Source organism: Planomonospora sp. ID91781 (genome assembly GCF_015711595.1).
In the GTDB taxonomy this organism is placed as follows: Bacteria; Actinomycetota; Actinomycetes; order Streptosporangiales; family Streptosporangiaceae; genus Planomonospora; species Planomonospora parontospora.
This window is the reverse complement of the sequence record NZ_JABTEY010000001.1, coordinates 3,652,815-3,662,729: the sequence shown is the minus strand read 5'-3', so window position 1 is coordinate 3,662,729 and position 9,915 is coordinate 3,652,815. Positions and strand designations below refer to the sequence as shown.

9 protein-coding genes are annotated in these 9,915 nt (G+C 72.6%); 5 read left to right on the top strand and 4 right to left on the bottom strand.

Annotated features, from left to right (window positions below; translation table 11 throughout):
- Positions 1-11 precede the first annotated feature (11 nt).
- The gene (locus HS048_RS16580; RefSeq protein WP_196467393.1) at positions 12-1,781 is read left to right on the top strand and encodes a carbohydrate-binding module family 20 domain-containing protein; all 1,770 of its coding nucleotides are present in this window, start codon (positions 12-14) and stop codon (positions 1,779-1,781) included.
- 97 nt (positions 1,782-1,878) lie between these two features.
- Here HS048_RS16580 and HS048_RS16575 read toward each other — a convergent pair whose 3' ends face one another.
- Positions 1,879-2,457, bottom strand: coding sequence for a Uma2 family endonuclease (locus HS048_RS16575; RefSeq protein ID WP_068894387.1), 579 nt, complete (start codon positions 2,455-2,457; stop codon positions 1,879-1,881).
- 579 nt (positions 2,458-3,036) lie between these two features.
- On the opposite strand from HS048_RS16575, the gene HS048_RS16570 reads away from it, so the two are divergent.
- Both HS048_RS16570 and HS048_RS16565 read left to right on the top strand, forming a co-directional pair.
- Positions 3,037-4,623, top strand: a complete 1,587-nt coding sequence (locus tag HS048_RS16570; protein ID WP_230881669.1) for a methyl-accepting chemotaxis protein — start codon at positions 3,037-3,039, stop codon at positions 4,621-4,623.
- Positions 4,620-6,014, top strand: coding sequence for an ABC transporter substrate-binding protein (locus HS048_RS16565; RefSeq protein ID WP_230880854.1), 1,395 nt, complete (start codon positions 4,620-4,622; stop codon positions 6,012-6,014). The genes HS048_RS16570 and HS048_RS16565 overlap by 4 nt, the downstream gene beginning before the upstream one ends.
- Positions 6,015-6,204: 190 nt before the next feature.
- Here the strand turns inward: HS048_RS16565 and HS048_RS16560 are convergent, their stop codons facing one another.
- From HS048_RS16560 to HS048_RS16550, 3 genes are all read right to left on the bottom strand, one after another.
- Entirely contained in the window at positions 6,205-6,732 is a 528-nt protein-coding gene (locus HS048_RS16560; protein ID WP_196467391.1) for a hypothetical protein, read from the bottom strand.
- 89 nt (positions 6,733-6,821) lie between these two features.
- Positions 6,822-7,751: an oxidoreductase gene (locus HS048_RS16555; RefSeq protein WP_196467390.1), complete on the bottom strand. Its 930-nt coding sequence runs from the start codon at positions 7,749-7,751 to the stop codon at positions 6,822-6,824.
- Entirely contained in the window at positions 7,748-8,257 is a 510-nt protein-coding gene (locus tag HS048_RS16550) for a hypothetical protein (protein WP_196467389.1), read from the bottom strand. Before HS048_RS16550 ends, HS048_RS16555 begins: the two co-directional genes overlap by 4 nt.
- Before the next feature lie 119 nt (positions 8,258-8,376).
- On the opposite strand from HS048_RS16550, the gene HS048_RS16545 reads away from it, so the two are divergent.
- Both HS048_RS16545 and HS048_RS16540 read left to right on the top strand, forming a co-directional pair.
- On the top strand, positions 8,377-9,360 hold the full coding sequence (locus HS048_RS16545) for an alpha/beta hydrolase family protein (RefSeq protein WP_196467388.1): 984 nt from the start codon (positions 8,377-8,379) through the stop codon (positions 9,358-9,360).
- Between the two features lie 200 nt (positions 9,361-9,560).
- Positions 9,561-9,758, top strand: coding sequence for a CsbD family protein (locus tag HS048_RS16540; protein WP_068893930.1), 198 nt, complete (start codon positions 9,561-9,563; stop codon positions 9,756-9,758).
- Positions 9,759-9,915 lie beyond the last annotated feature (157 nt).

Genomic DNA, 9,915 nt, shown 5'->3' with positions numbered 1-9,915 from the left:
GGCCCCCCGCCATGCGATCCTACAAACCCCCCACCCCCCTGACCGCGGCCGCGCTGAGCGTGCTGGCGGGCGCGGCCCTGCTCGCGCCCGTCGTGCTCGGCTCCGCCTCCTCCACCGCCGCCGCGGCCCAGGCCGCTCCCCCGGCCGGCACCGGCCCCATCGCCAAGCTGTGGAGCTGGAACTGGAACTCGGTGGCGCGCGAGTGCACCGACGTGCTCGGCCCCGCCGGGTACGGCGCCGTCCAGGTCTCCCCGCCGCACGACTCGATGAGCAAGGGCGGCTCGGTCTGGTGGGACGTCTACCAGCCCGCCCGCTACACGCTCACCAGCAAGTTCGGCGACGAGAACGCGTTCAGGAACATGATCCGGGCCTGCCACGACGCGGGCGTCAAGGTCCACGCCGACGCGGTGATCAACCACATGACCGGCCAGGGCAGCACCAGCTACGGTGGCCACTCCTTCGGCAAGTACAGCTATCCCGGCCTCTACTCCGCCGCCGACTTCCACACCTCCCCCACCTGCACGATCAACGACTCCGACTACAAGAACGACGGCTGGCGGGTGCAGAACTGCGAGCTGGTCGGCCTGGCCGACCTGGACACCGGCTCCGAGTACGTCCGCGGCCAGATCGCCGGCTACCTCAACCGGCTGACCTCCCTCGGCGTGGACGGCTTCCGCATCGACGCGGCCAAGCACATCCCGCCGGGCGACCTGGCGGCGATCAAGGCGAGGCTGACCGGCTCGCCGTACCTGCACCTGGAGGTCATCCACGGCGACGGCGAGGCGGTCCAGCCGGGCCAGTACACCGGGATCGGCGACGTGCACGAGTTCGTCTTCGGCCGGAAGATGAAGGAGCAGTTCACCGGGCGGATCCACTGGCTGGAGACGTTCGGGCAGAGCTGGGGCCTGTCGGTGCCGGGCGACAAGGCCGTGACGTTCGTCGACAACCACGACACCGAGCGCAACGGCTCCACCCTCAACTACAAGTACGGCGACGCCTACCGGCTGGCCAACGTCTTCATGCTGGCCTGGCCGTACGGCACGCCGCGCGTCTACTCCGGCTTCACCTGGAGCGACAAGGAGGCGGGCCCGCCGTCGGCGAACGGGGGCTTCGTCACCGACACCGACTGCGGCGACGGCCGCTGGACCTGCTTCCACCGGCGGATGACGGGGATGGTCGGCTTCCACAACGCCGTGGCGGGCACCCCGGTGGCCCACTGGTACGACGACGGCGACAACCTGATCGCCTTCAGCCGCGGGAGCAAGGGCTGGGTCGCGATCAACAACGGGACCGGTTCGGTCACCCGGACCTTCACCACCGGCCTGCCCGCCGGCACCTACGCCAACGTCGCCGGGAGCGGCTCGGTGAGCGTGGCCGCGGACGGCACCGCCTCGGTGACCGTGCCCGCCAGGGCCGCGGTCGCGATCCGCACCGGGAACGGGCCCACCCCGACCCCGACGCCCAGCCCCTCGCCCACGGCCACCTCGGACAAGGTCGCCACCTCCTTCAACGCGAACGTGACGACCACCTGGGGGCAGAACGTCTTCGTCGTCGGCGACGCCGCCGAGCTGGGCTCGTGGAACCCGGCGGACGCGGTGGCGCTCTCGTCGGCCGCCTACCCGGTCTGGAAGGCCACGGTGAACCTGCCGGCCGGCCGGACGATCGCCTACAAGTACATCAAGAAGAACCCGGACGGCTCGGTGACCTGGGAGAGCGACCCGAACCGGTCCTTCACCACCCCGGCGGGCGGCACCGCCGCCCGAAACGACGCCTGGCGCTGACCACCCGGTGCCGCCGGCCCGACCGGGCCGGCGGCACCCGGCAGGCGGACCTCACCACCTGGGCGGACGCCGCGCGATGAAACCCCGGGCGTGAACCTCAGAGCCCGTCGATCTCCGTGAGGTCGACGTCCATCTCGAACGGGACCGTGAGCCGCAGCTTGTCATGATGGATCCCCATCGGGGAGTAGGAACCGACGGCCGGGTCCAGCTCGTAGACGTAGACCGTCGCCCTGCCTACGTTCTGCTCCACCCGCCAGAAGTGCCGGATCCCGGCCGCCGCGTAGAGCTGCGGTTTGCGCTCCCGGTCCCGCGTCTCGGAGTCGGGGCTGACGACCTCGATCACGAGCAGCACGTCCTCCGCCCTGTACGCGGTGATGTCGGGCCCCGAGGGAACTCCGGCTCGGAGGATCACGATGTCCGGCTCCGGACGCTGCCGGGGCCCCAGGACGACGCTCATCTCCCTGCGCACGCGGAGCCCCCGGGGTGCGCACCGGCGCAGGGCGGCGACGAGCACATCGATGATCACCGAATGGAAGTCCTTCTGGGGGCTCACGAAGACCAAGCTTCCATCTATCAGCTCTGTGTGCGCAGGCAGATCCGGAAGGTGATCGAGATCTTCGGCGAAGAACCCCTCGGGCGGCGGGACCAGCCAGTCGGGAATCGGCGATCCTGTCATCGTTTCGCTCCGGACCTGGACTGTCATGCCCTCACGCTACCAACCGTGTCTCTTCCCCTCGGGGCTTTGCCGCATGCTTCTGAGATCACAAGCCCCTGGCCGACGACCGCGATGTTCGCCGCATGCTCTCCACCGTCCGATCACCGCGGATCCCCGTTCCCGGCCGAGCCGGGTGAGACCGGGTCCCCGCCCCGGAGAGGCGGCCCGCCTCGGGCCGGAACCATGGACGCGGCCGCGCCACCACGCGACCGCGTCCACTGAAACACCCGGATCCGTACCGGCGCCCGGGTGCCTCCTCTCCCCTCGGTGAGTGCCACTCCCCGGGGAACCGCCCTCCAAACACGTTCCCGCGGCGATCTTCCCGGCGGGCTCCGGTCCCGGCGGGCGCGGGATCCCCTCCGGGCCCTCCCGCCTGCGGGTCCGCTCCGGGACCGGCCCGCGGGCGCCTCCGCGACGGGAGCGGAGAAGAGATCTCCCTGCCGCCCCGGCCCGAATCCCTCGCCTTTCCCCGGTGCGCGCCGATCAGACCGCCGAGAGGCGCCGAAGGGCGGCGCGGCGGAGAAGGACGGACCTGTGAGCATGCGACTCTGGCGAGATCTCGGCGTACGGCCGAAACTCCTGTTGACGACGGCCGTCGCCGGCCTGGCCATGGCCGGTGTCGGCGCGGTCGGCATCGTCCAGCTGAGCGCGGTCGCCTCCACGGCCGGGTCCATCTCCGACTACCGGATGGCCCAGGCGCTCAGCCTCAACGAGGCGCGCACCTCCCTCCTCCAGGAGGACACCATCCTGCTGGAGCACATCGCGCTGACGGACGACGTCTCACGGCGCCAGGCCGAGGCGGACATCCAGAAGAACGACGCCGTCTTCGACCAGGCCTGGAAGCGCTACAAGGAGACCGCCGGCGACCGCGGGGCGATCGGCACCATCCAGGCCACCGACATCGCGATCGCGCAGTACCGCGTCTTCCGCGACGACACCATGCTGCCGGCGAGCAAGGCCGGGGACGAGACGGCCTTCCGCGACACCCGGCTGGCCCAGGGGACCGCGCTCTCCATGGCGAAGGCCAACCTCGACGAGCTGACGGCCGCGGAGACCGCCGCGGTGATCGAGGGCGGCAAGGAGATCCAGGACGGCAAGACGGGAGCGATCCGGCTCGTGCTGGTGGTGCTCGTCACCGGCCTGCTGCTGACCGCCGCCATCGCCCTCGTCGTCGCCGGGGCGATCGTCCGGCCCGTCCGGCGCGTGCAGGCCGCGCTCGCCGCGATGGCGGGCGGTGACCTGACCGTCGCCGCGGAGGTGGACTCCGCCGACGAGGTCGGCCGGATGGCGGCCGGCTACGAGAGCGCCCGCCAGGCCGTACGCGACACCGTGGCGGCACTCGTCGAGGCCGCCGAGTCGCTGGACGACGCCTCGGGGCGCGTCTCGGCCTCCGCCGCCAGGATCGACACCTCCGCCGCGACCGCCGCCGGGCAGGCGTCCTCCGCCACCGACTCCGCGAGCATGGTCTCGCAGAACGTCGAGGCGCTGGCGGCCGGAGCCGAGGAGACGGACATCGCCATGCGGTCCATCGCCCAGAGCGCGAACCAGGCGGCGCAGACCGTCTCCCAGGCCATCGCGGTGGTGGAGAGCACCACGAGCACCGTCGCGGAGCTGGGCACCTCGTCGGCCGAGATCGGCGACGTCGTCAAGGTGATCACCGCCATCGCCAAGCAGACCAACCTGCTCGCGCTGAACGCCACCATCGAGGCCTCGCGGGCGGGGGCCGCGGGCCGCGGCTTCGCCGTGGTCGCGAGCGAGGTCAAGGAACTCGCCCAGGAGACGGCGAAGGCGACCGAGGACATCTCGCGCCGGGTGGAGTCGATCCAGGGCACCAGTGTCGGCGCGGCGAACGCCATCGCCGACATCAACGGCATCATCGCCCGGATCAACGAGCACCAGCTCGCCATCGCCGCCGCCGTGGAGGAGCAGAGCGCCACCACCAGCGAGATGAGCGGCAGCATCAGCAAGGCCGCGCTCGGGACGCGCGACATCGCCGGGACCATCGACGAGCTCGCCGGCGCGACCCGCACCACGGCCGAGGACGGCCGGGCCGCCCAGGCCGCGGCCCAGGACCTCTCGGCCACCGCCGAGCGGCTCCGCACGGTGGTGCGGAGGTTCCAGGCATGAGCCCGCGCGACACCACGACCGCACCCCAGCCCGCCTCCCGGGAGAGGAAACCGATGAAGAGCAAGTCACGTTCCGGCCGGACGGCCGCCGCCGGCGCCCTCGGCGCCCTGTCCTGCCTGCTGCTGGCCGCCTGCGGCACCGCGGACGCCGCGCAGGAGACGGAGGCGGGCCGGGCGGCCGCGTGCGCGCCGTACGCCGCCTACCGGGGGCACGAGGGGACCACCGTCAGCGTCCTCATGACCGGCAACCTCGACGGCGTCAGGCTGGCGCAGGCGCTGCGGCGGTTCTCCGACTGCACCTCGATCCGGATCGACATCGAGGGCAACACCTCCGTCGAGGACGAGGTGAGGAAGCGGGCCGGGACGGGGGACGCACCGGATCTGGCCATCATCGCGCAGCCGGGTCTCATCGCGGAGCTGGTCGGGAGCGGCGATTTCAAGCCGGTGCCCGATTCGGTGGCGAAGCTCGCGAAGGAGAACTGGGCCCCCGGCTGGCTGGAGTACGGCTCCGTCGACGGCGCCCTCTACGCGGTCCCCTACGACTCCAGCGTGAAGTCCTTCGTCTGGTACTCCCCCGCCGCGCTGAAGAAGGGCGGACACGCGGTCCCGGAGACCTGGGACGAGATGATGGCCGTCAGCGAGAAGATCGCGGCCTCCGGGGGCACCCCCTGGTGCGTGGGCTTCGAGTCCGGCGGCGCGACCGGCTGGCCCGGCACCGACTGGCTGGAGGACGTGATGCTGCGCGTGCACGACCCCGAGGTCTACGACCAGTGGGTGGCCCACGCCATCCCCTTCGACGACCCGAAGGTCGTCGAGGCGGCGGACCTGGCGGCGAAGGTGCTCAAGAACGACAGGTACGTCAGGGGCGGGACCGCCGGCATCGCCAAGACCTCCTTCACCAAGGCCGGGCAGCCGGTCCTGGAGAACCGGTGCACGTTCTACCGGATGGCGTCCTTCTACGCCGGCAACTGGCCGCGCGGCACGAAGGTGGCCGCCGACGGCGACGTGTTCGCCTTCCAGATGCCGGCCGTCGACCCGGCGAAGGGCAAGCCCGCGCTCGTCGCCTCGACCTTCGTCGGAGCGTTCGGCGACCGCCCCGAGGTCGTCGCCGTCCAGGAGTACCTGGCGTCGGCGGACTTCGCCGGCAAGCGGGTCGCCGCCGGCAGCTGGACCACGGCGAACAACAAGGTGGACCTGGACCTCTACACCGGCGACATCGACAAGCTCTCCGCGGAGATCATGCGCGACCCCGGCACGGTCGTGCGCTTCGACGCCTCGGACATGATGCCGGCCGCGGTCGGCGCCGGGTCCTTCTGGACCGGGATGACGGACTGGGTCGGAGGCAAGGGCACGAAGCAGGTGCTCGCGGAGATCGAGAGGTCCTGGCCCTGACGCGGCGCCGCCGCGCTCCGGGTCACCGCGGGGGCGGCCCCCGGCCGTCCCCGGCCGGGGCGCCCAGCCGTCCCCGCCTGTGCCGCCCGCCCGCGGCGCCCGGCCGTCCCGGGCCGGGACGCCTGTGATGCCTGTGCCGCCCGGCCGCCCCGCCCGTGGCGGGCCGGGTGGCCGGGCGGCCGTCCCGGGCCTACCGCCCCTCGCCGAGCCTGCGGGCGAGGTCGGCGGCCTCCTCTCGGGTGAAGGAGCCGGCGATCTGCATCCGCCCGCCGGTGATCGCCTCCGCCACGACCGGGGCGGAGAGCACCTCGCCGTCCACGACGACGGCGAGCCGGTTGCGGGGCCCGGGTTCGGCCGCGATCTTCCTGGTCATCTCGGCGAAGGCGGCGGCGTCGTCGGGCCCCAGCGCGACCTCGACCGTCCATCCGCCCGCGCCCTCCGCGGCCTCGGCCGCGGCGACCTCCTTCACCGTCACCCCGTTGGCCAGCCGGAGGCACTCCGTCCCCCCGGGGTCCGGCAGGTCCGTGCCCGCGCAGGGCGCCGCCGCCACGGCGAGGACGGGCTGGAGCCGGAAGAGCGGCAGGGACTCGCCCCGGTTGGCGTACTGCAGGGCGATGGGGATCACGACGGCCACGGCCGCGAGCGCCGCCAGGGAGGCGATCACCACGACCAGCGGTCGTACGCGCCGGGAACGGGAGGGGGATGTGTCCGGAGTCATCCGCCCATGATCCAGCCAAAAGGGCGGTACGGCACCGCGAAAGGGCGGGAAAGACGGAACCCGGCGGGGTCCGCGCCGGGCGCCGCAGGTCAGGCGAGCCCGTCCAGGACGGCGACGTCGTCGGCGGTCAGGTCCAGGCGGGCCGCGGCGAGGTTCTCCTCCAGGTGGGCGAGGGAGGCGGTGCCGGGGATGGCGAGGGTGACCGGTGAGCGGGCGAGCAGCCAGGCGAGCGCCGTCTGGACGCGGGTCGCGCCGTACCGGGCGGCGATCTCGTCGAGGGTCCCGAGCTGCCCGGCGGTGGGGGCCATGCCGGGCGGGGCCTGGGAGAGGTCCAGCCCGGGGCGGAGCATCCCGGCGGCGAGGGGGAAGTAGGCGGTGAACGCGATGCCGTCGGCCTCGCACGCGGCCAGCACGTCGGCGCTGGAGCGGTCGAAGACGTGGAAGCGGTTCTGCACCGCCGCCACCGGCGCGATCGCGCGGGCCTCGGCGAGTTGTGCCGTGGTCACCCCGCTGAGCCCGAGGTTGCGGATCAATCCGCGTCGGCGCAGGTCGGCGAGGGCTCCGAAGGACTCGGCGAAGGGCGTCTCGCCGGGGAACAGCAGCCCGTCACCGCCCACCCGCAGGTAGACCAGGTCCAACCGGTCCTTCCCGAGCCGGACGAGGTTCTCCTCGACCTGCCCGCGCAGCTGCTCCGGTTCGGCCGCGGCGTCGAAGCCCTTCCACTCGTCGCGGACCACGCCCACCTTGGTGGCGATCACCAGGTCGCCGGGGTAGGGGTGCAGTGCCTCCCTGATCAGGTCGTTGGCCACGTGCGGGCCGTAGAAGTCGCTGGTGTCGATGTGGGTGACGCCCGCCTCCACCGCCCGGCGCAGGACGGCGAGCGCCGTGCCGCGGTCGCGGGGCGGCCCCCATACTCCGGGGCCGGGCAGCTGCATCGCGCCGTAGCCGAGCCGTCCGACGGTCGGTCCGTCCGCCAGGCGCAGGACCCCGCCGGTGGGGGTGCCGGTGGGAATGGTCATTCACGGTCTCCTCGTGTCGTCCGCGGGCCGGTCGCCGCGCGGGGTGAGAGGCGGGCGCGGATCGACTCGGTGGTGACCGCGCCGTCCGGGGTGCGGCCGAGCTTGCCCCGCCGCATGAGGTCGTGGACGCCCTGCCGGGTGATGCCGAGCATCGCCGCGGCGACCGAGACGGTCACCGCGGTCGCGGCCGGGTGCCCGGCGCGCCTGGCGACGGCCCGGCCCAGCGGCGTGGCCCACCAGGCGGCCGGCGGGTCGAACGGCGCGTCACCCGGATAGAGGGTGCTCACCAGGCGGATCGCCAGGTGGGCGGCCGCCCGGTCGTCCTCGCCGAGCAGCACGTCGGCCCAGGTCCGGCTCTTCACCTCCAGCCGCTCGCGCAGCCGCTCGTCCGCACCGGACGGCTCGTCCTCGCCGAACAGGATGTCCAGCGGGTCGAGCACCCTTCTGCCGACGATCCTCCGGAGATCCTCGGCCAGGGCGCGACGCTCGTCCGCGCTCGGTTCCACACCCGCCTCCCTTCTACTTGACGTTGAGCATCAAGTACTTGTCGTTATATGTAAAGTAGACAGCCTACATATTGCTGACGGCTTCCCGTGATCGTGGCGGCGCGCCAGGATGGGGCGGTATGAACCGTAAGGCCGTACGCCTGGGTGTGATCCTGCTGGCGGCGCTGGCGGTGGCCGCCGTCTCGCTGACCCTGCTGACGCCCTTCTCCCCCGGCTCCCCCTCCGGCTCCTCCCACAGCGCCTCCCCCGGCGGGGGACGCGACCGGACCCCGTCCGGCGTGCGGGTGGAGCGGCTGGGCGAGCGGGACCACGTGCTCACCTTCGCCTCGGCCGCGCTCGGCCGCGAGGGCAGGGTCCGGGTGCTGCTGCCCGCGGGCTGGAAGCCGGGCTCGGGCCCGTGGCCGGTGCTGTACCTGCTGGACGGCTGCTGCCAGCCCGCCCCCGACTCCTGGGTGACGGAGGGCGACGCCACCCGGCTCACCTCGCCCTACCCGGTGATCACGGTCATGCCGGAGGGCGGCGCGGTCGGCTTCTACTCCGACTGGCGCCGGGGCCCGAAGTGGGAGACCTTCCACCTGACCGAGGTCCGCGCGATCCTGGAGCGCGACTACGGCGCCGGGGACCGCCGGGCGGTGGCCGGGTTGTCCATGGGGGGATTCGGCGCGGTCTCCTACGCGGCCCGCCATCCGGGCATGTTCCGGGCGGCGGCCTCCTTCTCCGGCGTGCTGGACACCACCGAGAGCGCGCCCTGGCTGCTGGAGCGCCACGGCGAGGACCCCCGCGACCTGTGGGGCCCGCCGGGCGGCTCCGAGCAGGCGGCGCACAACCCGGTCGCCCTCACCTCGAAGCTCGCGGGCGTGCGGCTCTACGTCTCCTGCGGGGACGGCGCCCCCGGTCCGCTGGACGACCCGTCCGCGGCCCGGGACGACGGCGAGGCCACCCTGCTCACCCAGTCGCAGGAGTTCGCCCGGCGGGCCGGGAAGGCCGGCCTGGAGGTCACCACGGACTTCTACGGGCCCGGCACCCACAGCTGGCCGTACTGGCGGCGCGCCCTGGAACGCTCGCTGCCCCTGCTCATGGACGCGGTCGGCGCCTCCCGCTGAGCCGGGCCGCGTTCACGGGCGCACGGACGACGCGCCGCCCTTTTCTCTGGATTCGGTCGGCGCTCCCCCTCGAGGCGGGCGATCGATCATATGCGTGCGGTGTTCCTCGCCCTAAAGATCCTTAGATCACGATTAGTACCGCGATTGTCCGGTTATGACTTCCACCGACAACCTGTCATTTCAACGGGGGAAGGCACAAAATGACTAACTTCGATCAGATGCGGGGCAAGGCCAAGGAGGCCGCCGGCAAGATGACCGGCAACGACAGCATGGCCAACAAGGGCCGCGCCGAGCAGTCCAAGGGCAAGGCGAAGGAGACCGCCAAGAAGGCCAAGGAGACCGCTCGCGAGACCGCGCGGGACGTCGCCGACCGCGCGCGGGACAGCTACAACCAGTAGGAACCCGCGTCGGATCACCGGCGCCGCGGACCGGATCCACACCGGCCGCGGCGCCTTTCCGTGCTCTCCGGCCTTTCCCCGGATCCCCTTCCCTGCATTTCCCGCACCCCCCTTCCTCACAAGTCCCCCTTTCCGGATAAATCGGAAATTTCATTTC

Excerpts from the sequence above, each read along its gene's own strand:
- HS048_RS16560 (WP_196467391.1), bottom strand. The coding sequence starts at position 6,732 with ATGACTCCGGACACATCCCCCTCCCGTTCCCGGCGCGTACGACCGCTG.
- HS048_RS16565 (WP_230880854.1), top strand. The coding sequence starts at position 4,620 with ATGAGCCCGCGCGACACCACGACCGCACCCCAGCCCGCCTCCCGGGAG.
- HS048_RS16540 (WP_068893930.1), top strand. The coding sequence starts at position 9,561 with ATGACTAACTTCGATCAGATGCGGGGCAAGGCCAAGGAGGCCGCCGGC.
- HS048_RS16555 (WP_196467390.1), bottom strand. The coding sequence starts at position 7,751 with ATGACCATTCCCACCGGCACCCCCACCGGCGGGGTCCTGCGCCTGGCG.
- HS048_RS16575 (WP_068894387.1), bottom strand. The coding sequence starts at position 2,457 with ATGACAGGATCGCCGATTCCCGACTGGCTGGTCCCGCCGCCCGAGGGG.
- HS048_RS16580 (WP_196467393.1), top strand. The coding sequence starts at position 12 with ATGCGATCCTACAAACCCCCCACCCCCCTGACCGCGGCCGCGCTGAGC.
- HS048_RS16545 (WP_196467388.1), top strand. The coding sequence starts at position 8,377 with ATGAACCGTAAGGCCGTACGCCTGGGTGTGATCCTGCTGGCGGCGCTG.
- HS048_RS16570 (WP_230881669.1), top strand. The coding sequence starts at position 3,037 with ATGCGACTCTGGCGAGATCTCGGCGTACGGCCGAAACTCCTGTTGACG.